Source organism: Lactobacillus sp. (assembly GCF_014803895.1).
In genome coordinates this window covers 114,300-138,169 of record NZ_JAAVAU010000011.1, presented here as the reverse complement: position 1 = coordinate 138,169, position 23,870 = coordinate 114,300, and the positions used below count along the sequence as shown (strand labels likewise).

Here is a 23,870-nt window from a genome sequence, read left to right as displayed (position 1 = left end):
ATAGAGAGTAAAATTTTAGTATTACTCAACAAAGAAGTACCATGATTTATACTGAATTAAAAATTGTTTTGCAGGATTTAACTACAAGCACTGTAGTTAAACAAGATGAAATATTATTTAAAGCTATTGAGGAAGCCATAGAAAAAATAAATAAAAAAGATAATACTCAAGTAATTTCCAATTTAAAACAAGCACTTAATATCTATTCCGTATCTCATGGTTTTAAATTACCCAAGGAATTAGTTTCCTTACAAATAATTTTAGATAGACCTAATAAATGGAACAGTGCAGGAATAACGGGTTCTTTAACTAATTTATAACGGGTACTATTAAGTAGTACTGCAAGATAAATTAACTAAAAGTAGGCATATTTTTCAAAAATGCCTGCTTTTTTTGTCTATTTCAGTTAAGTAGTAATGCTATGATATACTAGCAATTAAGCAATAAAACTAACATAAATAGGGAGCAAAAATTTATGGCAGAAGAAAAGAAAACATTTTATATTACTACGCCAATTTATTATCCATCAGGTAAATTAACTATTGGTAATGCTTATACCACTGTGGCTGCTGATAGTATGGCTCGTTATAAACGTGCTCAAGGCTATGATACTTTCTTCTTAACTGGTACAGATGAACACGGCTTGAAGATTGAACAAAAAGCCGAAGCTAAAGGTATCAAACCACAAGAATTTGTAGGTGAAATGGCAGCTAGCTACAAGAAGCTTTGGAAGATGCTTGATATTTCTTACGATAAATTCATCCGTACTAGTGATGAACAACACGTAAAGGCAGTTCAAAAGATTTTTGAAAAATTATTAAAACAAGGTGACATTTACTTAGGTGAATACCAAGGTTGGTACTCAGTTGAAGATGAAGAATACTTCACTGAAAGTCAACTTGCTGAAGTTTACAAAGATGATAATGGCAAAGTTATCGGTGGTAAGGCACCATCTGGTCACGAAGTAAAACTTATTAAGGAACCTTCTTACTTCTTTAGAATGAGCAAGTATGCTGATCGTTTGCTTAAGTATTATGAAGATCATCCAGAATTTATCTTGCCTCATTCACGTGAAAAGGAAATGATCAATAACTTCATCAAGCCAGGCTTGGAAGATCTTTCTGTAACTCGTACAACTGTTAAGTGGGGAATTCCTGTACCTAGTGATCCTAAACATGTTGTTTATGTATGGATTGATGCTCTTTCTAACTATATTACTGCTCTTGGCTATGGTTCAGATGATGATTCACTCTTTAAAAAATTCTGGCCTGCAGATGTTCACTTAGTTGGTAAAGAAATTGTCCGTTTCCACACTATTTATTGGCCAATTATGTTAATGGCTCTTGATCTACCATTGCCTAAACAAATTTTCGGTCACGGCTGGGTATTGATGAAAGACGGTAAGATGTCTAAGTCTAAAGGTAACGCTGTTTATCCAGAAATGATTGTTGAACGTTACGGTTTAGATGCTCTTCGTTACTACTTGATGCGTGCAATTCCATTTGGTAGTGATGGTATCTTTACTCCAGAAGACTTTGTTGAAAGAGTTAACTTCGACTTGGCTAACGACTTAGGTAACCTTTTGAACAGAACTGTTTCGATGATTAACCAATATCAAGATGGTCTTGTAGCACCAGTAAGTGATAAAGAAGATGAATTTGCTAAATCATTACGTGAAACTGCTCAAGAAACTATCAAGACGTATCATAAACAAATGAATGAACTTCACTTCTCGCAGGCTTTAGATACTGTCTGGAAGTTAATTTCGCGTGCTAATAAGTATATTGATGAAACTACTCCTTGGGTTCTCAATAAGGAGGGTAAGAAAGAAGAACTTTCTCGAGTTATGACTAATTTAGCAGAAAGTCTTCGCTTAGTAGCATTGTTGATTCGTCCAATTATGACTGAAAGTCCAGTTAAGATGTTCCAACAACTTGGCTTATCACTTGATGATGAAAAGGCTACTACTCTTGAATGGGGTGCATATGGCTGGAATAGCAAGGTAACTGCTGATCCTAAGCCAATCTTCCCACGTTTGAAGAATGATGTAGAAATCAAGTACATTAAAGAACAAATGGCCAAGGCTAAGCCAAAGAAGGCTACTAGAAGCGAACAAAAGAAAAAAGAAGATAAACATATCACAATTGATGACTTTGATAAGGTTGAAATGAAAGTAGGAAAGATTTTAGAAGTTGAACCTGTCAAGGGATCTAAGAAGTTACTTGCATTTAAGCTGGACTTTGGTGAAAGTGAACCTCGTCAAATTTTAAGTGGTATTGCTCAATTCTATCCACAACATGCTGATTTAGTTGGCAAAAAAGTTCTAGCTGTTACTAACTTGAAGCCACGTAAAATGCTTGGTCATTTAAGTCAAGGAATGCTTTTATCTAGTGAAAAACAAGGTGAAGTTAAGTTAGCAATCGTGGATGATACACATGAAGTTGGAGCAATTTTAGGCTAATGGAAATTTTTGATTCACATACTCACTTAAATGATGAGCCTTTTCGAGGCAAGGAGCAGTATTATCTTGATCGGGCAGCTAAGTTAAGTGTGACTAAGGCAGCTGTAGCGGGGCAAGATCCTGAGTTCAATGAACGTGCGGTTGAGTTAAGTAATCGTTTTGATAATCTTTATGCCATTGTTGGCTATTGTCCAGATGTGGCTAAGAATTGGAACCAACCTGCTCGTGATAAGTTGATTGAACAGCTGCGATTGGATAAGACTGTTGCTTTAGGTGAAATTGGTTTGGATTATTACTGGGATGAATCTCCACGCGATGTCCAAAGAAAAGTCTTTGCGGAACAATTAGAGATTGCTCATGATCTTAAGCTGCCAGTAAATATTCATACTCGAGATGCTTTTGAAGATACCTATGAAATTTTAAAAAATAGTAAGGTTAGCGAATATGGTGGGATTTTACATAACTTTAATGGTAATCCTGAATGGATGAAAAAGTTTCTTGATTTAGGCTTGATGCTGTCCTTTTCTGGTGTTGTTTCTTTTACTAAGGCGACTGATGTTCATGAGTCTGCAAAGATAGTACCATGGGAGAGCATGTTAATTGAGACTGATGCCCCATATTTAACTCCTAAGCCATATCGTGGTAAACAAAATGAAACTGGATATGTGCACTATGTAGCTCAAGCAATCGCAGATTTACGTGGTGTTGATATTCAAAAAGTAGCTGAACATACTTATAAGAATGCGATGAGAATTTATGGAATCAAATAATCAAAAGCAGTTTAATGCTGTTATTATCGTAGAAGGGCGCGATGATACTAAGAGACTGCGCCAATTTTTTCCAGGAATTGAAACTATTGAAACAAATGGTTCAGAAGTTTCTGATGAAACTTTAGCCGAAATAAAAAAACTTTCTCAAACAAGAGAGATTATTATTTTTACTGATCCTGATTTCAATGGTGAACGAATTAGAAAACTAGTGACGCAAGCTGTACCAAATGCTAAGCAGGCTTTCATTACTAGAAAAGAGGGCGAACCAACTAAGCGTGGTAATAGTTTGGGAGTTGAACATGCTTCTAAAGAAGCCTTAGAGCGTGCCTTAAGTGATTTACATGAAGTTAAAAAACAAGAAAGTGATTTAACTCGCCAAAAATATAATTCTTTAGGTTTAGGGATGGGACCAAACGCTAGAAAATTGCGTGAAAAGGTTGGTATTAAACTTGGAATTGGTTACGGAAATGCTAAGCAATTCTACCGTCGTCTGGAAATGTTTGGGATTAGTTATAAAGAAGTGAAGGAGGCCGTTGAAAGTGTCCAATAGTATGCCGATTGCTTCTCCGGTTAGAACACAGGCAATCGTAAATCGTTATTTCATGCATGCTAAAAAGAATTTAGGTCAAAACTTTTTGATTGATTTAGCTGCAATTCAAGGTATTGTTGAAGCTGCTAAAATTCAACCTGGTGATCAGGTGATTGAGATAGGACCAGGAATTGGCTCATTAACAGAGCAACTCTTGTTGGCAGGTGGAAAAGTAGCAGCTTATGAAGTTGATCATGATTTACCAGAAATTTTGCAAAATGAATTGCCACAAAAGATTAATGGTGAAACTTTAGATAATAGATTTAAGTTAATCATGAAGGATGTTTTAAAGGCGAATTTTAAAGAAGATATTGGTGATTTCTTTAATTTTTCAGAACCAATCAAGATTGTTGCTAATTTGCCTTACTATATCACAACCCCAATTATTTTTGACTTAATTCAAAGTGATTTAGATTTTGTAAGTTTAACTTTAATGATGCAAAAAGAAGTGGCTGAACGTCTTGTGGCTCAGCCTCAGTCAAAAGCATATGGCCCATTGACAATTGCTGTACAAACTAGGATGCATGTAGAATTAGCTGAAGAAGTAAAAAGTGGTTCTTTTATGCCAAGACCAAAAGTAGATTCTGCTGTTGTAGTTTTAACTCCACTTGCTCAAAAGCCTGATATTGCTGATTATAAATATTTTGATCATTTGGTTAAATTAAGTTTTTCTCAAAGGCGTAAAACATTATCTAATAATCTAAAACCGCTTATTAAAGATAAAGATGAGCGTGAAAAGCTAATAACTGATTTAGGTTTAGATTTACGTGTTCGGCCAGAAGAATTAACAATTAATCAGTTTATTGAATTGGCACATTTGCTTAAAAAGCATACTGACAATTAAATGTCAAGGAGATAAACTTGAATTTTGTTATTTTTTGTGCTATAATTTACTCCAATGCAAAGGAGTGACGTCTAGTGCCAATGTCATTAACAGACATCAAAGAGAAGTTAGACTCTCATATTGGAGAAAGTCTTATAGTTGTTGCACAAGCTGGCAGAAAGAAAGTGACGCGCAGAAAAGGTGTGTTGACTAAAACCTACCGTGCAGTATTTGTAGTTGATCTTGATCAAGATCAGAATAATTTTGAAAGAGTTTCATATAGTTACACAGATCTTTTAACTAAGAATATTGAACTTGAATTCAATATAATGTAATTATAGAATTAATGTATTACGAACAATCACTAGTATTTTTTGAAAAATGCTAGTGATTTTTCTTTACATAGGGTATATTTAATTTAGTGCATGAAAACAATTACATAATAGAAAGGTAAGAAGCGATGAAACGTTCAGAAAGATTAGTAGACATGGTGAAATATCTCTTAGAACGTCCACATACATTGATTCCTTTACCATTTTTTGCGAATCGTTATGGTGCTGCTAAGTCTTCAATTTCAGAAGATTTGGCTATTTTAAAAGATACTTTAGCTGCTAATAAGAATGGTATTTTGGAAACAGTTGCTGGTGCGGCAGGAGGGGTTAGATATATTCCTTTTATGGGTGAGCAAGAAGCCAGCGAATATATAGAAAGTTTAGCCGTTCAAGTTCAAGATCCTAAACGCATTTTGCCTGGTAATTTTGTTTATTTATCAGATATTTTAGGATCACCTCAAGATTTAGCAAAAATTGGCCAGTTAATTGCAACAAAGTATGCTTATAGTAATGTTGACTATGTTATGACTGTAGAAACTAAAGGTATTGCCTTAGCTCAAGCTGTTAGTCGCTACTTAAATGTACCCTTTGTAATTGTTAGAAGAAGACCTAAGATTACTGAAGGGGCAACTATTTCGGTTAATTATGTTGCTTCATCAAGTGAGCGAGTAGAGAAGATGGAATTAGCTAAAAGGAGTCTTCCTGAAAACTCTAATGTTTTAATTGTCGATGATTTTATGAAGGGCGGCGGCACTTTAACTGGTATGGAAGAATTAACTAAAGAATTCAACTGTACTGTTAGTGGAATGTGCGTTTTATGTGAAAGTAAGAATGCTTCACAGAAGGTTGTAGATGATTATCAATCATTAATTAAAATCACTGAAGTTGATCGTAGTCAGGATATTATTCAGGCTGAACCAGGTAATATTTTAGAACAAACTGACTTTAATCGTTTTTAAACTAAAAAATGGTATACTGATAGCTAGTTTAGAAATATGAAGGGATCATAAAAGATGAATAAGTACGTTATTATTCTCGCTGCAGGTAAAGGTACCCGCATGAAGTCTAAGCTCTACAAAGTTTTACATTCTGTTTGTGGTAAAACTATGGTAGAACACGTAGTTGATGCTGCTAAAGGTACACATCCTGATAAAATTGTTACTGTTGTAGGTAATGGAGCAGCAAGTGTTAAAGGAATTTTAGCTGGTGAATCTGAATTTGCTTTTCAAAAAGAGCAATTAGGTACTGGTGATGCTGTCATGGCAGCTAATGATATTTTAGAAAATCTAGAAGGCATGACTTTGGTTGCTACTGGTGATACACCATTATTTACTAGTGAAACTTTTAATAACTTGTTTGATAAGCACCAAGCTAGCGGTAATAGTGCCACTGTTTTAACTGCTAAGGCTCCTAATCCATTTGGTTACGGACGTATTATTCGTGATGAAGATGGTAATGTTTTACGCATTGTTGAGCAAAAAGATGGTACCCCAGAAGAATTAGCTGTTGATGAAATTAATACTGGTGTATTTTGTTTTAATAATAAAGAATTATTTGAAGCATTAAAGCAAGTAGGTAATCATAATTCTCAAGGTGAATACTACTTGACTGATGTTTTAGAAATTATGCGTAAAGCTGGTAAAAAAGTTGGCGCTTATGAAATGGCTGATTTTTCTCAAAGTTTAGGCGTAAACGATCGTATTGCTCTAGCTCAAGCGACTAAGATTATGCAAAAGCGAATCAATGAGGAACATATGCGTAATGGCGTAAGTTTTATTGATCCGGATACAGCTTATATTGATTGCGATGTTAAAATTGGTAATGACACTGTAATTGAAGGTAATGTTGTCATTAAGGGTAACACCGTAATTGGCAGTGACTGCTATATTACTAATGGATCACGGATTGAAGATTCTAAAATTGGTAATAACGTAACTATTACTTCTTCAACGATTGAAGAATCTGAAATGGATGATAATACTGATATTGGTCCAAATTCTCACCTTCGTCCTAAAGCTATTATTCGTAAAGGTGCTCATATTGGTAACTTTGTGGAGATTAAGAAGGCTGAAATTGGTGAAAATACTAAAGTAGGTCACTTAACTTATGTTGGGGATGCTACGTTAGGCAAGGATATTAATATTGGATGTGGAACAATCTTCTCTAATTATGATGGAGTTAAAAAATTCCACACCACTATTGGTGATCATTCATTTATCGGTGCAGGTTCTACCTTGATTGCACCAATTAATGTAGCTGACCATGCATTTATTGCAGCTGATTCAACAATTACCAAAGATGTTGGTCGTTATGAAATGGCAATTGCTCGTGGTCGCCAAGTTAATAAAGAAGACTACTGGCATAAGCTTCCTCTTTCTAAAGATAAAGAATGGGATTAATTACATAAAATAATCTAAAAAATGCTTCAAAATTGAAGCATTTTTTTAATTTGAAGTATAATATAAAGCAGATTATCTGGAAAAGGGGCAAATTTTATGAAATTAAGTAAAAAAATTGCAGTGTTATCTACTGCCGCATTATTAGGTGTAGCTCCAGTTATTGCAACTGGTGTTAATAGTAGTGCTAATGTACAAGCAGCATCAAGTTCAAAGGTCTATAACACCAATGGTAAAGGCAGCATAACTGTTACTAAGAAGACTAATTTTTATGATAAAAATGGTAAGAAGTTATCCCGTACTGCTGCCAAAGGTGGAAAGTACACTATTTGGAATGTAAAAACTATTAACGGCAAACTTTACTTTAGTATCCAAACTAATTTAAAGTACTGGCTTCCTGCTACTGCAACTAAGGGTACTGTTAGTTATAAAGATGGTTCAAGTACTATTACTTATACGACTAATGGGACTAGCACCATTACGATGACTAGCAAGACTGGTACAACTACTTCAAAAGATAGTTCTACAAGTTCATCATCTAAAACTACTACCACTAAAAAGTCCTCAACAACTAAAACTGTAAAAATTACTATGAAACGTAAAGCTTACGTTTATGATAAAAACGGTAAGCGTGTAAAAGATTACTACGGTACTTCTTACATTGGTAAAGGTATTACTGTTAATGGCTACGGTACAAAGACTATTAAGGGTACTAAGTATTACGCTTTAGAGCCAAATAAGTACTATGTAAAGGCATCTGATGTAAAATAATATGTTTTTGAGAAGCTGTAATTAAAGATACAGCTTCTTTTTTTGCTTAAAAACGAGCGTAATTCATCTTTTTTTGCTATGATTAATAATGAATGTAAGCTTTTTTCGTGGAGGAAACTATGTCTCAATTGGACAAAGAAATTAAAATTTTTGCACTCAACTCTAACAAACCATTAGCTGAAAAGATTGCTAAGAGTGTTGGTGTTGAACTTGGTAAGTCTGACGTAAAACGTTTTAGCGACGGTGAAATTGAAATTAATATTGATGAATCTGTTCGTGGTAAAGACGTATATTTAATTCAATCCACTAGTGATCCAGTTAATGATAACTTGATGGAATTATTGATTATGATTGATGCTGTTAAACGGGCATCAGCGCGCACTGTTAATATTGTTTTGCCTTACTATGGTTATGCTCGTCAAGATCGTAAGACACGTGCACGTGAACCAATTACTTCTAAGTTAGTTGCAGATATGATTCAAAAGGCTGGTGCAAATCGCGTATTATCACTTGACTTGCATGCACCACAAATTCAAGGCTTCTTTGATATTCCTGTAGATAACTTGATGGGTGCACCATTACTTGCTGATTACTTTTTACGCAACGGTTTAGAAAAAGATGCTGTTGTTGTTTCTCCAGACCACGGTGGTGTTACACGTGCTCGTAAGTTAGCTGAATTTTTAAAGACTCCAATTGCTATCGTTGATAAGCGTCGTCCTAAGGCTAATGTAGCTGAAGTTATGAATATTATTGGGGATGTTAAAGGTAAGCGAGCAATTATTATTGATGACATGATTGATACGGCTGGTACGATTACTTTAGCTTCTCAGGCATTAATTGATGCTGGCGCTACTGAAGTTTATGCATCAGCTACTCATGCAGTTTTATCTGGTCCGGCTATTAAACGTTTGAATGATTCTCCAATCAAGAAGTTAATTTTAACAGATTCAATTAATCAACCAGCTGAAAAGCGGTTGGATAAGACAGAAATTGTTTCTGTTGGACCATTAATGGGACAAGCTATTAAGTTTATTCAAGAACATAAGCCAGTGAGTCCTTTATTTGATACTCGCTTTGTTGCAAGTAACTTTAAATAGTTGTATAAGCCTAAATAAAAAGGAATCTTTGCAGATTCCTTTTTTAATTTTCAATATTCTTTTTCTTCTTTGGTTTACGTAAATAATGTAAAGTATTATTTTTGATATATTTTTGAAACTCTTGATAAATTGGATCAAATAATTGGGGCTCTTGATGTTCTTCAGTCATTGTCTTAGGGAAGAAAAATCTTTTGTCCCCCTGAATGGTTCCATTTAGTGATTGAACTAAAGGACTTAATTTAGATAACTCAACTAATGTTCCATCAGGCTGCATAATTTCAATTGGGCTATGGGCATTTTTCCCAGTAGGCTTATAAGCATCGTAAGGTTCATCAAAAGCAGAATTAGTATCAGTGTAATACTTAGGATTAAAACCAGCTTGTTCAATTAATTTGTTAAGTTTCGGAATCAAACTTTTAGTATCATCATCAATTTTAATGCTTTCTAGAGGATGACGATAAAGATAACGACTAGCTAAGTCAGATATAATTTGATCTCCCGAATTTACCCATAATAGAAAATTAGTTTCCATCACGCCATCATCAAGTTGCAAGTAATCCTCTAATGTATTATTGCCATCTAAAAAATCAGCAAGTTGAGGGGTAACTTGTAGTTTATTTTGCTTATATAAATCTTGTGCTCTCTCTAGTAAATGATGCAAAATAACTTCCATTGATCGGTTAACACGGTGGAAGTAAACTTGTTGATACATTTGGTAGCGACTAATAATATAATCTTCAACTGCATGAATCCCTTTATCAGTGAAACAAATACCATCTTTATATGGACGAATCACCTCTAAAATACGGGTGATATCAAATGAACCATATGTAACTCCTGTGAAATAAGCATCTCGTAAGAGATAATCCATTCTATCGGCATCTGCTTGACTAGAAATTAATTTTACTACTTGAGGATTAGGATAAGTTTTAGCGATAACGCTAGCAACTAATTCTGGAAATTCTGGACTAACTTGGCGTAATGCTTTATTAACTTCGGTACTTTTATCGATAATAATTTGTTGGCCCATTTTTTCATGATTAGTACCAAATAAGTGCTCAAAAGTATGAGAGTACGGACCATGACCAATGTCATGGAGTAGGGCTGCACATTCGGCTAAAAGAGTTTCTTCTGGATTCCATAACCCGTCGTCTTCATTTTTAGATGCATAGCGTTCGTTAAAGATGTTGCAGATGCGGCGTGTCAATTCATATACGCCTAGATTATGTTCAAAACGCGTATGAGTGGCTCCAGGAAAAACATATGAAGCTGGACCTAGTTGTTTGATCCGACGTAAACGTTGAAATTCTTTTGAATTAATAATATCAAAAATAACTTTATCTTTTATATGAATATAAGTATGTACAGGATCACGAATAACTTTTTCATGATCTAATTTTTGACTATAAAATTTTTCCATTTTTTGATAACATTTTCTTGTTTATAATATATTGATTACTTTATTTCTTTTCTAAATTCGATTATAACAATATTAGGTATTTAGCGCTATTAGACATAATTAGTGAGGAAAATATGACAAATATAAAAGTTAAATTAACTAGTACAATTACACAAGAAGATCGTAGTGAGACTTTTTCTAAAGTTGGAATTGGTACTATTGAAAAAATCAGTAAAGATTCTTGGCGTGTAAAATATGAGGAAGAAAATAAAGAAGGTAATGTGCCAGTAATGCTCTTGATTAAACCACATGAATTAGTAATGCAACGTGGTCGTATCGAGGATAATGATTATAATATGATGAAATTTGAACCTGGAGAAAAGAAGAACTGTCGAATTATTGCATCTTCTAGAGTTATGGATCTAACTAGTATTACGCAGAAATTAGATTTTTCTGGTGAAAATGATGAAAATATGCAACTTAAAGTTGAATATGAACTCTTTTCTGGTCTATACTTAATAGGTAACTATGCAATTAAGATTGATTTTTATCCGCAAGATTAAGTTGTAGATAAGAACTCTAAGTGAAAGGACGTGCCATTAGTGGGTTTAGATGATTTTAAAGGTCAAAATAAAGACGAATTATCAATGATTGAAGTTGCCCGCGCAATTTTACAAGATCACGGCAAGAGAATGGCTTTTGCAGATATTGTTAATGCCATCCAACAATTCTTGGGTAAGAGTGATGAAGAAATTCGTGAACGTTTACCACAATTTTACACTGATATGAACACTGACGGCGAATTTATTTCTATGGGTGACAATGTCTGGGCTCTTCGTTCTTGGTACCCATATGAATCTGTTGATGAAGAAGTTAACCACCCAGAAGATGAAGAAGACGTACCACGTAAGAAACGTCATAAGAAGGTTAATGCATTCTTGGGTGATAATGATGACGATGATATTATCGACTACGATTCAGATGATCCAGAAGATGAAGATTTAGATGTCGATGATGAAGACTCTAGTGAAGACGATTACTCAGATGATGATGATTTAGATGATGCAGATGATGATGAATTAGATGATGGCATCGAAGGTCAATTATCTGAGCTTCATCCAGAAGTAAATGATGATGAAGATGATGAATAAAATACTTGACGGATTTGATTTTTCCCTTTAGTATTTTGTATGGGCACTTTACGTGCGTTTTAGCTCCCAGTGAGGGAGCTTTTTTTGTTTTTATTAAAGATTTGATTTTAACTTATGTAAAAGAAAGGGAGCACTGCATGACTAAGTATATTTTTGTAACCGGTGGGGTTGTTTCATCTTTAGGTAAAGGTATTTCTGCATCAAGTTTAGGCCGTTTATTGAAAAATCGCGGTTTAAAGGTAACCATGCAAAAATTTGATCCATACATCAATATCGATCCAGGTACGATGAATCCATACCAACACGGTGAAGTATACGTTACTGATGATGGTACAGAAGCTGATCTTGATTTAGGTCACTACGAAAGAATTGTTGATGTTAGAACGAGCAAGTATTCTAACGTTACTACTGGTAAAATTTATAAAGAAGTCTTAGAAAAAGAACGTCGTGGTGATTACCATGGTGCCACTGTCCAAGTGATTCCTCACATCACTGACATGATTAAGAAAAAAATTATGCGTGCTGCTTTAACTACTGATTCAGACGTAATTATTTCTGAAATTGGTGGTACTGTTGGTGATATCGAATCTACTCCATTTATGGAAGCAATTCGTCAAATGCGTCGTGAAGTCGGTGAAGAAAATGTAATGTATATTCACTGTACTTTAGTTCCTTACTTACATGCAGCTCAAGAAATGAAGACCAAACCAACACAACACTCAGTTGCTGAACTTCGTTCAATTGGTATTCAACCAAATATGTTGGTTCTTCGTGCGGAAAAGGCAGTCCCACAAGAATTGAAGAATAAGATTTCTACTTTTACTGATGTGCCAGTAGAAAGAATTATTGAATCAATTGATGCTCCTTCATTATTTGATTTGCCACTTGCTTTCCAAGATCAAAAGATGGATCAAAAGGTGGTTGATTTCTTAAATCTTGATAGTCCTAAGCCAGAAGCTGATATGGAAGCTTGGAAGAAACTTGATGAACGTGCTAAGACTTTGAAGCACAAGACAAAGATAACTTTAGTTGGTAAGTATGTTGAATTAGAAGATGCATATATTTCTGTTACTGATGCCCTTCAACATGCTGGTTACTTGTACGATACTAAGATTGAAGTTGATAAGGTTCAAGCTGAAGATATTACTGAAGATAATATTGCTGAAATCATGAAAGATTCTGATGGCTTAATCGTACCTGGTGGCTTTGGTACACGTGGTCTTGAAGGTATGATCACTTCAATTAAATATGCACGTGAAAATGATATTCCATTCTTAGGTATTTGCTTGGGTATGCAAATGGCTAGCGTGGAATTTGCACGTAATGTATTAGGCTTAAAAGAAGCTAACTCTGCTGAAGCTGATCCTAATACTCCAGATAACATTATTGATATTATGGCTGATAAGCGTGATGTTGAAGATATTGGTGGTACTTTACGTTTAGGTCTTTACCCAGCTGCTCTTAAAGAAGGTACTAAGACTCGTGAAGCCTACGATAATCAAGATGTTATCCAAGAACGTCACCGTCACCGCTTTGAATTTAATAATGACTACCGTGAAGCATTTGAAAAGGCTGGTATGGTATTCTCAGGTGTATCACCAGATAATCATTTAGTAGAAATTATTGAAATTCCAGATAAAAAATTCTTTATTGCTGCGCAATATCACCCAGAATTCTTAAGTCGTCCACAAAGACCTGAAGGTTTATTCAAATCCTTCATTGGTGCAGCTAGTGGTTTACCTGCTAAAAAGTTTGACTAGAAAGAATACAAAATAGTTAAATTTAGTTAACAAGAGGTTGGCTATCGGCTATTCCTCTTGTTTTTTTTGTAAATTTTCTATATGATATAGCTTGATACATTAGGTATGACTTTAGATGAAGAGGATTGTTTCCCCAATGAAACAAATGATTATTCATGGTGGAAAGCCCTTAAAGGGCGACGTATGGATTGGTGGAGCCAAAAACTCTACTGTAGCATTGATTCCTGCGTCAATATTATCACGGACCCCAGTGACATTAGAGGGAGTGCCACGGATTGCGGACGTCGATAACTTGATGGATTTGCTTCGTGAAATGGATGTAAAGTGTAGTTTTGAAGAAACTACCTTGAAAATTGATCCAACAGAGATCAAGAGAAATCCATTACCAGGAGATAAAATCAAGTCTTTGAGAGCATCTTATTATTTTATGGGTGCTTTATTAGGTCGCTTTGGAAAAGCTGTTGTAGGCTTTCCAGGAGGCGATGACATCGGTCCACGGCCTATTGATCAACATATTAAAGGTTTTGAAGCTTTAGGTGCACGTGTAGAAAATAAAAATGATCAAATCATTATTACTGCACCTGAAGAGGGCTTACATGGTGCAAATATTCATTTAGCCATGCCTTCTGTAGGTGCAACAATGAATATTATCATGGCTTCGGTAACGGCTAAGGGCCAGACAATTATCGAAAATACTGCAAAAGAACCTGAAATTATTGATTTGGCAACTTTCTTGAATAATATGGGTGCTGTAATTCGCGGTGCGGGAACTGAAACTATCCGTATTGAAGGCGTTGACCAATTAAGAGCACAAGTTCCACATACAATTATTCCAGATCGAATTGAAGCAGGTACTTACATTTCTTTAGCTGCTTGTATTGGTGATGGAATTAGAATTCATAATATTATTGAAGAACACTTGGATAGCTTCTTGGCTAAGGTAGAAGAAATGGGCGTAGTAACAGAAGTGGATGAAGATTCTCTCTACGTTTACCCAGCTGGTGATTTAAAGATGATCCAAGTAAGAACTGATCCATATCCTGGATTTGCGACTGATTTACAACAACCACTTACACCATTACTTTTAACTGCAAAGAAGGGTGAAGGTGTAATTATTGATAATATATATCCTAAGCGTACTGGTCATATTCCTCAATTGGAAAAGATGGGCGGTGCAATTAGAGTAGAAGATAATATTATCTTAGTTCACCCAACCAAGACTTTACATGGAGCACATGTGTCTGCTGGAGAGATTCGTGCAGGTGCGTGCTTGATGATTGCAGGTTTAATGGCTGACGGTGAAACTATAATTTCTAATGCGGGTAATATTTTACGTGGATATGATCGCGTTGAACAAAAACTTCGTCAACTTGGTGCTGATGTTGAAATCAGAGATGTAGATGAATAAAAAGAGGCTTAGGCCTCTTTTTTTGTTATGTCTTTAAAGATACTTTTTTAGTGTTAGTGTAAGAAAAAAGTCCGGTTGTTAAACCGAACTTTTTAAGATGTTGAATAATTATAAGAAAATGGGGAATGGAAATAACTAAATGCTAGTGTTGAACACTTTTTTATCGTGTTTTTCTTCGCGTTTAATCTTTCCTTTATCATGCAGCGCACTTTTGCCTTTGAAAAGCAGGTTCAAAAGTGTTGCAGAGATAGTGGCAACAACGATTCCGTTGCTTAAAAATAATTGTATAGTTGCTGGTAAGGCAGCAAAAAGTTGTGGGTAAACTGTGACACCCAACCCTAAGCCGATTGAGATAGCTACAATAAGGAGATTACGATTATCGTCAAAGTCTACTACTTTAAGCATTTTCATTCCTTGAACGGCGATCATCGTGAACATTACAAGCATTGCACCGCCTAAAACTGCATCAGGAATAATAGTTACCAAGGCACCAATTTTTGGAAGAAGTCCCATAAACATTAATATTCCAGCTGCCCAGTAAATAGGGCGTTTAGTTTTAATACCAGATAGTTGGAGTAAACCAACATTTTGAGAAAAAGTAGTATACGGAAAGGTATTGAATACACCACCTAAAATTTGTGCTAAGGCTTCAGCTCGATATCCTTTTTTGAGATCTTCTTCGTTGATATCTTTCTTTAATAAATCGCCAAGGGCAAAAAATACACCGGTTGATTCAACCATCGAAACTAAACCAATAATAATCATGGTTAAACTTGATGACCATTCGAAGTGAGGAGCACCAAAGTAAAATGGTTGAGGTAAATGGAACCAAGCAGCTTCACTTACTGGACTAAGAGATACCATCCCCATGAATGAAGCAATAATTGTCCCAAAAATCAAACCGATCAAAACAGAAATTGATTTCCAAAAGCCTTTGCCCCAAGCTTGAAAGGCTAAAATAATGGCAACAGTTATAAAAGCAACGATTAAGTTCTTTGGATTCCCGAAGCTCTTAGCACTACTATCACCACCACCCATATTTTGAATAGCAACTGGAATTAAACTTAAGCCAATTACGGTGATTAAAGTTCCTGTTACAACAGGTGGAAATAATTTTTTGATTTTAGAGAAATAACCTGAAATCAAAAAGACAAATATTCCTGCGACAATGATGGCCCCATACATTGTTCCGATGGTGAATTTTTTACCAATCATTTGCAAGGGAGCAACAGCTTGAATGGCACATCCCAATACTACTGGAAGCCCGATACCAAAGTAACGGTTTCTAAATAGTTGTAAGATCGTTGCCACACCACACATAAAAATATCAATGGAAACAAGGTAAGTCATCTGAGTGCTGTTGAATTTCAAAGCTGTCCCGATTAAAAGTGGTACTGCAATGGCACCGGAGTACATGGCAAGTAGGTGTTGCAGTCCTAAAAGAGCAGCTTTTTTGTGGTTGACTTCTTTTTGCATTTTATTCTCCTACAAAGTGAACTATTCCATCATCAAAATTGTCAATATTAGCTAAACTTTCTAAATGATAGCCGTGGTCTTTGACCCAGTCACTACCGCCTTGAAAAGCTTTAGCAACAACTACACCAATACCTGCTATTTTGCAATTAGCTTGGTTAGCGATGTTAATCATTCCTTTAACTGCTTCACCATGAGCTAAAAAATCGTCAATAATCAACAAAGTATCATTTTTACTTAAAAATTTTTCTTCAACACAGATTTTATTATTCACTTTTGTAGTATAAGAAAAGACGTCTGCCCAATAAACGCTGTCGTTTAAAGTTGAGGGCTTTTTCTTTCGTGCAAAAACAACTGGAACATTCATTGCATACCCAGCCATTACAGCTGGCGCAATTCCTGATGCTTCACAGGTTAAAATTTTAGTTACACCAGCTTCTTTAAAAAGATGGGCGAATTCTTTACCAATGGCCATCATTAACTGAGGGTCAATTTGGTGGTTGAGAAAGGAATTAATTTTTAAAATATTTCCGGGTAATACTTCCCCGTCTTGACGAATACGATTTTCTAATAACTGCACTATTTCCTCCTGAAAAAACAAAAAGAACTTCTTTCACCCACTTGCCTTAGGTAAAAGAAGTCCTGAACTTATCTCAGCACTGATAACCTATAGTCCAAAATTTATGGTTTTGGGTAGAAACTGTCGACCTTATTTCGACAATATATAAGTTTCATATTATGGTTGCTATTGTAGCAGAGGAAATTAAGATAAACAAGGTGAAAATAAAAAAAGTTCGATGTACCCATAGAAATAGGTCATCAAACTTTTTTATACTGGACGCTTCCAGTGACTCACAATTTGATTTGCAATTCCGAAAAGGATCCCTGCAAATACCCAAATTAACCAACTATTTTCCCAGTGATGGGTGAAAAAGCTCACTCCGAAATAAATCATGGTAACGATTGACCAATAGATTGGAGCAAAAGCACCAAGACTTTCGCGGTCTGATTTTTGTTTTGGACTATAGTCGTTTTCTTGAAGCAAAATGTCATAACTTGATTTGATGATATTAGCTTTTACAATCAGATGCACCCCAATACTGATAATAATCAAAGTTAAGGCTACAAAGAAGAGCATTATTTTATCTAGGAGAGCTGCAGGAATATTGGTTAAGAATGCACCAAAGAAAATTGGGATGGCTGATAAAATACAAAGCATAATCCCTGCCGTAAGATATTTAGAATATTTACTACGGTAATTCAGTTGATCTTGTTTTACTTGCTTTTCACTTTCTTTGATTAAAGTGAAATTACTTTTTTCTAAGTATTGATATGGTTCAAGTAAATTACGGTCATGAATGAATAGACCAACGGCACATGCTATGGTGATTAAAAGTAAAATCATTCCTATTCCAAGACTTAAATTGTAATCAATGATGCCTATTTCTCCCACACCGGTTCCAACTAAAATAAAGCTTCCTGCTAAGATACATAAACTTACACCCCAGGCTGTAGAGCTAGAAACTTTTTTTCTTAATTTAAGAAATTTATTGACGTCGTCAGGTGTAACAGTAGGAATATCAGTATTATCAGCAAAAATCTGTGGCTCATCTTTTAGTAAAAAGTCAGTAGTAACATGAAAAAGAGTAGCGATTGCGACAATTTTATCGACATCTGGAGTAGATTGGCTGCTTTCCCATTTGGAAACAGCTTGCCGACTAACATTTAATTTTTCTGCAAGTTGTTCTTGTGACCAACCTTCTTTTTTGCGTAGGCAAATAATTTTTTCACTAAGTGTCATTTTCTTCATCTCCTTAAATAGTATTTGAAATTTATTTTGTATATAAATTATCTCTAAAAAAACCGTTGCATACAACCAATATGTCTAGTCATTTAGAGCAACTACCAGTTGCAATTTAAGTTGCTAAAAATTATTCTGTCAAAAATATTATTCTTTTTTTGGCTTGACCATTTTTAATTTTGTTAGTAAAGTCTTTTAGTAAAAGAAACGGATTTTTAATTTTTGCTTTAGGAGGATAGCGTGGCTAAGACTAATCTCAGTGATTTTGACAAGATAATCGTGCTTGATTTTGGGAGTCAATATAATCAATTAATTACACGTCGTTTGCGTGATTTTGGAATTTATTCCGAACTTCTGGCTCATGATATTAGCATGGAAAAAATTAAAGAAATTGCTCCCAAAGGAATTATTTTTTCTGGTGGTCCAAATAGTGTTTATGATAAAAATGCCTTGGAAGTAAATCCGGAAATCTTTAAGTTAGGTATTCCAATTTTGGGAATTTGTTACGGGATGCAGTTAATGTCTAAGGACCTTGGTGGTAAAGTTGAAAAAGCTGCTAATTCAGAGTATGGTCGCGCTGAAATTGATATTGTTGATTCGAAATCACCATTATTTAAAGATTTACCGACCAAACAATATGTTTGGATGAGTCACGGTGATTTAGTGACGCAAGCTCCAGATGGATTCAAGGTAGTTGCGAAGTCTGAAAATTGTCCGATAGCTGCTATTCAAAATGAAGATAAGAATTTTTATGGTATTCAATTCCATGCTGAAGTTAGAAATTCAGAATATGGCTTAGATATTTTGAAAAACTTTGCCTTCAATGTCTGCAAGGCTGAGGCTAACTGGACAATGGATGATTTCATCGAAATGGAAGTTGAGAATATCCGTAAACAAGTTGGCGATAAGAAGGTTATCTTAGGTCTTTCTGGTGGTGTGGATTCTAGTGTAACGGCAACTTTGCTTCATAAGGCAATTGGTGATCAGTTAACTGCGATTTTTGTTGATCATGGGATGCTTCGTAAAGATGAAGGTGACCAAGTGATGCAAGCTTTGAATAAGGATCTTGGTGTTAATATTATTCGGGTTAACGCGCAAGAACGTTTCTTAAATAAATTAAAGGGCGTAACTGATCCAGAAAAGAAACGTAAGATTATCGGTAATGAATTTATTGAAGTTTTCAATGAAGAAGCACAAAAGCTCGGTGATATTGACTTTTTGGCACAAGGTACACTTTATACTGATGTGATTGAATCCGGTACTAATACTGCTCAAACTATCAAGTCTCACCATAATGTTGGGGGCTTGCCAGAAGACATGCACTTTGAATTGATTGAACCATTGCGCAAGTTATTCAAGGATGAGGTGCGTGAATTAGGTGAAAAACTTGGTATTCCTCATGACTTGGTATGGCGCCAACCCTTCCCAGGTCCAGGTCTTGGAATTCGCGTAATTGGCGAAGTTACTGAAGATAAGCTTGAGATTGTGCGTGAAAGTGACGCAATTTTACGTGATGAAATTAAAAAGGCCGGTTTAGATCAAGATATTTGGCAATACTTCACAGTTTTACCGGGTATTCGTTCAGTTGGTGTGATGGGCGATGGTCGGACTTATGACTACACGATTGGTATTCGTGCAGTTACTTCAATTGATGGGATGACTGCTGATTTTGCTCAAATTCCTTGGGATGTCTTGGGTAAGATTTCTACTAGAATTGTCGACGAATGTGGTCACATTAATCGCGTAGTTTACGATGTAACCAGTAAGCCACCTTCCACAATTGAATGGGAATAAAGGGACAATGTTATTTGATGAGGGAATCCCGATTTAATAGCATTTAACTGAACCAATTCCCAGCAAAAATAATAAAAAATGATTTGGTTGTCTGCCAAAAGTCTGCCAAATTTGAAAAGTTCTCAATGTAACAATTGAGGGCTTTTTATTTAAGTTTAAGAATGGATATTGAGGTAAAGAAAGAATTAACAGATAATAGAATAGTTGAAAATAAAGATAAATTAGGTGCAGATTATGGTAAGAAGTATTGAAGAAAAAGTAGAAGAATATTACAAAGCAAAATTTGATGAATATGGAATTAGACACTTTGGTAAGACAGAGAGCATTAATAATGATATTTCTAATGCTTTAAGTGAAGCTGAATCTAAATCAGGTGGTAAAGGTAATAATTATCCAGATATTCAATTACTTTTAGAAGATAATCATTCACGTAGAATTCCTGTTATGATTGAAGCTAAAGGTGGAAAGAATAAGTTAGAAAAGCTAGATAAAAATGGACAAATAGTTCAAGAAACAGTATTTGCTTCTGATTCCAAGCCTAATGCTAAAAATCCTCACAAAAAGGGTGATAAGAATTATTCGGCTATTACAACTTATGCTACTAATGGGGCTTTACATTATGGTAAAGCTATTTTGAAATACTCTAATTATGATGAAGTATTAGTGATTGGAGTTAATGGGACTACTTTAGATGATAATGGACAAGTCATAGATCCAGAATGTAAATCATATTATGTATCTAAGAAAAACAACTTTGTGCCTAAGCACGTTGAAGAACTTGATTCATCTTTAATTCTTTTAAAAAAGAGTAATGTAAGTAGTCTTTACCAAATACTTGATAATTTAAATTTAACAGAAGAAGAAATTGAATCCATAAAGGCTACTACAGAGAATGAATTGGAATCTAAAATTAAATCCATTCACCAACGTTTATATGATGATAAATCATTAAAGAACACTTTAAGTACCAATGATAAGTTATATGTATTTACAGGCTTAATTATGGCTGGACTTGCAACTGATGGAGTTAAGCGTTTGGAGGTATCAGATTTAAGCTCTAATAATAGTGAAACTTGGAATGATGGTTCAATAGTTCTAGAACATATCAAAGTGTTTTTAACTGCGCGTCATGCAACAACAGATAAAATAGATTTAATCACTTCTTTGTTGGGGAATGTTTTCAAAAATAAAACAATGTGGCAACCTTCAAATGGGGAAAGTTTAATTAAGAGTTTGTTTGCTCAAATCAGTCAAGATATTATTCCCTTACTTGAAAGTAATTTGCATTTAGACTTTACTGGTAAAATTTTAAATTCATTGAGTGACTGGGTTTCAATTGATAATGACAAAGCAAATGATGTGGTTTTAACCCCAAGTTATGTTACGCATTTTATGGCTAGACTGGCTAGAACGAATAAGGATTCTTTTGTTTGGGATTTGGCAATGGGTTCAGGTGGATTCTTAGTTTCTGCTATGGATATTATGATTAAAGATGCTGAAAACAAGATTCAAGATAAAGTTGAATTAGAAGCTAAGGTAACCAATATCAAAGAAAATCAGTTACTAGGTGTTGAAATTCTTGGAAATATTTATATTCTTGCTGTTTTGAACATGATTCTGATGGGTGATGGTTCAACTCACATGTATAGGGAAGATTCACATAAATATTATGAACAGCTAGGTAAAAATTTTCCTGCAAATGTATTTTTGTTGAATCCGCCATATTCTGCAGAAGGTAAAGGCTTTGTCTTTGTTCAAGAAGCTTTGTCTCAAATGACAGAAGGGTATGCTGCAATTTTAATTCAAGAAAATGCTGGTAGTGGTAATGGATTACCATATACTAAAAATATTTTGAAGAATAATACATTGGTCGCTTCTATTCGTATGCCGAATGATCTTTTTAGCGGAAAAGCAAGTGTTCAAACTGCTATCTATGTATTTAAAGTAGCTGAACCACATGATAAAGACAATTTAGTAACTTTTATTGATATGTCAGAAGATGGTTATACTCGCCAAAATCGTAAAAAGTCTAGTCAAGAAGTTAACTTGCGTAATACTGACCATGCAAAAGAAAGATACGCGGAAGTTGAAGCAATTATATTAGGCAAGAAGCCACAAACTGATTACTATACTGAAAAGAATGGAAAGGTAATTAGAGATTCTATTTCACTAGAAGGTAACGATTGGACTTTTGGACAACATCAAGTCATTGATACTACCCCTACAGAAGAAGATTTTAAGGACGTTGTAGCAGAATATTTAAGCTGGAAAGTAGATCAATTAATTAAAAATGATAGAGTTTAAGGAATTTAAAATTGCAGATCTCTTTACAAAGAAAACCGTAAAGGGATTTTCAAAAGTAAAAGAAAAAGTTGTATATACTAAAGATGGATATCATGTTTTTGGACAAAATATAAAATATCAATTTCCTCAAAAAGTTCTTTTAGATTCAAAATTTTTATTTGAAGTTAATCCTAATAAACCAATTATAGGATATGCTTCTAGTACAGGCAGTGTTGGAATGATTAGTGAAAGCTTCTATAGAAGTGGTAATAATGGTGCTTTTCAAGCATTAATTCCTAAGTTTGATAATTATAACTATCGACATATGTTGTATTTGTTAGCTTGTTTAAGAAAATTATTCTCGAGTAAAAATTACACTACAAATATTAATAATGTACCAGAATGGGTTGTAAAACTTCCAATAACTTCTACTACAGGGAAAATTGATTTTCAATATATGNAAGATCNAGTGAAGGCACTCGAACAAGATCGAGTGAAGGCACTCGAACAAGATCGAGTGAAGGCACTCGATAACTATTTAACTGTTACTGGACTAGATAACTATGAATTAACGGATAGTGATAGAAAAGTATTATCTTATAAACCTAAATTTTCTGAATTTAAAATAGAAGATATTTTTAAAATACATAAAGGTAAAAGATTAACTAAAGCTAATCAGATAGAAGGTAATACATTATTTGTTGGATCTACCGCATTAAACCATGGTGAAACTGCAAGGATTGGACAAAACCCAATTTTTAAGGCAAATACAATTACTGTTTGCTACAACGGGTCAGTGGGTGAAACATTTTATCAAGATGAACCATATTGGGCATCTGATGATATAAATGTATTAACCTTGAAAGATTTTAAATTAAATGCTGAAATTGCTGAATATCTATGTGCTGTACTTAAAAAAGCTGGCAAAAAATATGGATACACTTACAAGTGGAATGTAAGCAGGATGAAGAAGTCTATTATTTCCTTGCCGGTAACAACTAATAAAGTAGTTGATTTTAAATACATGGAAAACTATATTAAAGCTGTTCAGAAGCTTACAATAAAAAATGTAGTTAAATATAAAGATGAAGTAATAAATAAGACAAAAGAAGTGATAAATATTAAGAAATTTTAAAGAGAAAAATACCATATTGATAAATTATATTTGAAATGATATAAACAAGTTATAAGTATTTAAAGGATTTTTTATTATAAATTATTAATTAAAGGTATATTTTGATTTACTCTTATTGAAAAAATGCTATTCCATTGCGCCAACGTGTTGGGTAGTGTCAATAAGAGGTTGCGTTGGATAAGTCATAGAACAATGCGCCCGCTACTGCAGATCTATGGTGGATATAGTAAATAAACGTAGTGGTACCACCGTGGGCGGCCACGCTAGCGGAGATTGGTAGTAGCGTGGTTTTAACTGTTAAAGTATTAAAGGAATTTTTTACTGTAACTTCTCTATGCGCTACCAGTCTGCCCTTTTTTGGAAAAAACTGAATAAGATAGCAAGGGAAGCATATGTTTAAAAACATATGCTTCTTTTAGTTATTAGC

General features: G+C 34.5%; 21 protein-coding genes and 1 riboswitch. Of the genes, 17 read left to right on the top strand and 4 right to left on the bottom strand.

Features of this window, described 5'->3' with window-relative positions; genetic code table 11:
* Window positions 1–41 precede the first annotated feature (41 nt).
* From HDR40_RS04790 to HDR40_RS04745, 10 genes are all read left to right on the top strand, one after another.
* Window positions 42–320, top strand: coding sequence for a bacteriocin immunity protein (locus tag HDR40_RS04790; protein WP_290627057.1), 279 nt, complete (start codon window positions 42–44; stop codon window positions 318–320).
* Window positions 321–454: 134 nt separating this feature from the next.
* Entirely contained in the window at window positions 455–2,461 is a 2,007-nt protein-coding gene (gene metG, locus HDR40_RS04785) for a methionine--tRNA ligase (RefSeq protein WP_290627077.1), read from the top strand.
* The gene (locus tag HDR40_RS04780) at window positions 2,461–3,231 is read left to right on the top strand and encodes a TatD family hydrolase (protein ID WP_290627056.1); all 771 of its coding nucleotides are present in this window, start codon (window positions 2,461–2,463) and stop codon (window positions 3,229–3,231) included. The genes metG and HDR40_RS04780 overlap by 1 nt, the downstream gene beginning before the upstream one ends.
* A complete protein-coding gene (rnmV, locus tag HDR40_RS04775) occupies window positions 3,218–3,781 on the top strand; it encodes a ribonuclease M5 (RefSeq protein WP_290627054.1) in 564 nt (187 codons plus the stop codon). Before HDR40_RS04780 ends, rnmV begins: the two co-directional genes overlap by 14 nt.
* The gene (gene rsmA / locus HDR40_RS04770) at window positions 3,771–4,664 is read left to right on the top strand and encodes a 16S rRNA (adenine(1518)-N(6)/adenine(1519)-N(6))-dimethyltransferase RsmA (protein WP_290627052.1); all 894 of its coding nucleotides are present in this window, start codon (window positions 3,771–3,773) and stop codon (window positions 4,662–4,664) included. The genes rnmV and rsmA overlap by 11 nt, the downstream gene beginning before the upstream one ends.
* A 74-nt stretch (window positions 4,665–4,738) precedes the next feature.
* Window positions 4,739–4,978, top strand: coding sequence for a Veg family protein (locus HDR40_RS04765; RefSeq protein ID WP_290627050.1), 240 nt, complete (start codon window positions 4,739–4,741; stop codon window positions 4,976–4,978).
* Between the two features lie 125 nt (window positions 4,979–5,103).
* Window positions 5,104–5,934 carry a pur operon repressor gene (purR, locus tag HDR40_RS04760; RefSeq protein ID WP_290627048.1) on the top strand — a complete coding sequence of 277 codons (831 nt, stop codon included), beginning with the start codon at window positions 5,104–5,106 and terminating at the stop codon, window positions 5,932–5,934.
* A gap of 54 nt (window positions 5,935–5,988) precedes the next feature.
* Window positions 5,989–7,374 carry a bifunctional UDP-N-acetylglucosamine diphosphorylase/glucosamine-1-phosphate N-acetyltransferase GlmU gene (glmU, locus tag HDR40_RS04755; protein WP_290627046.1) on the top strand — a complete coding sequence of 462 codons (1,386 nt, stop codon included), beginning with the start codon at window positions 5,989–5,991 and terminating at the stop codon, window positions 7,372–7,374.
* Between the two features lie 96 nt (window positions 7,375–7,470).
* On the top strand, window positions 7,471–8,142 hold the full coding sequence (locus tag HDR40_RS04750) for an SLAP domain-containing protein (RefSeq protein ID WP_290627044.1): 672 nt from the start codon (window positions 7,471–7,473) through the stop codon (window positions 8,140–8,142).
* 119 nt (window positions 8,143–8,261) lie between these two features.
* Complete coding sequence (locus HDR40_RS04745; RefSeq protein WP_290627042.1) at window positions 8,262–9,239, top strand: ribose-phosphate diphosphokinase; 978 nt, start codon at window positions 8,262–8,264, stop codon at window positions 9,237–9,239.
* Between the two features lie 43 nt (window positions 9,240–9,282).
* Here HDR40_RS04745 and HDR40_RS04740 read toward each other — a convergent pair whose 3' ends face one another.
* On the bottom strand, window positions 9,283–10,659 hold the full coding sequence (locus HDR40_RS04740) for an HD domain-containing protein (RefSeq protein ID WP_290627040.1): 1,377 nt from the start codon (window positions 10,657–10,659) through the stop codon (window positions 9,283–9,285).
* Window positions 10,660–10,772: 113 nt separating this feature from the next.
* Here HDR40_RS04740 and HDR40_RS04735 point away from each other — a divergent pair, with 113 nt between their 5' ends.
* The 4 genes from HDR40_RS04735 to HDR40_RS04720 all read left to right on the top strand — a co-directional run bounded on the left by HDR40_RS04735 (window position 10,773) and on the right by HDR40_RS04720 (window position 14,957).
* A complete protein-coding gene (locus tag HDR40_RS04735; protein ID WP_290627038.1) occupies window positions 10,773–11,201 on the top strand; it encodes a DUF1934 family protein in 429 nt (142 codons plus the stop codon).
* 39 nt (window positions 11,202–11,240) lie between these two features.
* Window positions 11,241–11,789: a DNA-directed RNA polymerase subunit delta gene (gene rpoE / locus HDR40_RS04730; protein WP_290627036.1), complete on the top strand. Its 549-nt coding sequence runs from the start codon at window positions 11,241–11,243 to the stop codon at window positions 11,787–11,789.
* A 137-nt stretch (window positions 11,790–11,926) separates the two neighbouring features.
* Complete coding sequence (locus HDR40_RS04725; protein ID WP_290627034.1) at window positions 11,927–13,549, top strand: CTP synthase; 1,623 nt, start codon at window positions 11,927–11,929, stop codon at window positions 13,547–13,549.
* 136 nt (window positions 13,550–13,685) lie between these two features.
* Window positions 13,686–14,957, top strand: coding sequence for a UDP-N-acetylglucosamine 1-carboxyvinyltransferase (locus tag HDR40_RS04720; RefSeq protein ID WP_290627032.1), 1,272 nt, complete (start codon window positions 13,686–13,688; stop codon window positions 14,955–14,957).
* 135 nt (window positions 14,958–15,092) lie between these two features.
* Here HDR40_RS04720 and HDR40_RS04715 read toward each other — a convergent pair whose 3' ends face one another.
* From HDR40_RS04715 to HDR40_RS04705, 3 genes are all read right to left on the bottom strand, one after another.
* Window positions 15,093–16,433: a nucleobase:cation symporter-2 family protein gene (locus HDR40_RS04715; RefSeq protein WP_290627030.1), complete on the bottom strand. Its 1,341-nt coding sequence runs from the start codon at window positions 16,431–16,433 to the stop codon at window positions 15,093–15,095.
* Window position 16,434: 1 nt separating this feature from the next.
* Window positions 16,435–17,010, bottom strand: a complete 576-nt coding sequence (locus tag HDR40_RS04710) for a xanthine phosphoribosyltransferase (RefSeq protein ID WP_290627028.1) — start codon at window positions 17,008–17,010, stop codon at window positions 16,435–16,437.
* A gap of 70 nt (window positions 17,011–17,080) precedes the next feature.
* Window positions 17,081–17,178, bottom strand: a riboswitch (purine riboswitch).
* Window positions 17,179–17,259: 81 nt separating this feature from the next.
* Complete coding sequence (locus HDR40_RS04705) at window positions 17,260–18,231, bottom strand: helix-turn-helix transcriptional regulator (RefSeq protein WP_290627026.1); 972 nt, start codon at window positions 18,229–18,231, stop codon at window positions 17,260–17,262.
* A gap of 240 nt (window positions 18,232–18,471) precedes the next feature.
* Here HDR40_RS04705 and guaA point away from each other — a divergent pair, with 240 nt between their 5' ends.
* The 3 genes from guaA (at window position 18,472) to HDR40_RS04690 (ending at window position 23,443) form a co-directional block, all read left to right on the top strand.
* A complete protein-coding gene (gene guaA / locus HDR40_RS04700; protein WP_290627024.1) occupies window positions 18,472–20,025 on the top strand; it encodes a glutamine-hydrolyzing GMP synthase in 1,554 nt (517 codons plus the stop codon).
* Between the two features lie 234 nt (window positions 20,026–20,259).
* A complete protein-coding gene (locus HDR40_RS04695; RefSeq protein ID WP_290627022.1) occupies window positions 20,260–22,329 on the top strand; it encodes an N-6 DNA methylase in 2,070 nt (689 codons plus the stop codon).
* Window positions 22,316–23,443 carry a restriction endonuclease subunit S gene (locus HDR40_RS04690; RefSeq protein WP_290627020.1) on the top strand — a complete coding sequence of 376 codons (1,128 nt, stop codon included), beginning with the start codon at window positions 22,316–22,318 and terminating at the stop codon, window positions 23,441–23,443. Before HDR40_RS04695 ends, HDR40_RS04690 begins: the two co-directional genes overlap by 14 nt.
* The last annotated feature ends 427 nt before the right edge of the window (window positions 23,444–23,870 follow it).